Here is a 202-nt window from a genome sequence, read left to right as displayed (position 1 = left end):
CGTCGAAGACGGCGAACTGGCCGCTGACCTGGTCGCTGACGCCATCGCTGAGCAAGGGCGGGCGCCGGGGTATCTCCACGCCGACGGCGGTGCGGCGATGACCTCGAAGCCGTTGGCCTCGCTGCTGGTCGACCTGGATGTGACCCGGTCGCACAATCGGCCGCGGACCAGCAACGACAATCCCTACAGCGAGTCCCAGTTC

It is taken from the genome of Dietzia sp. UCD-THP, from assembly GCF_000349585.1.
Taxonomy (GTDB): Bacteria; Actinomycetota; Actinomycetes; order Mycobacteriales; family Mycobacteriaceae; genus Dietzia; species Dietzia natronolimnaea_A.
The sequence above is the reverse complement of the archived record's forward strand: the minus strand, read 5'-3'. Positions refer to the sequence as shown.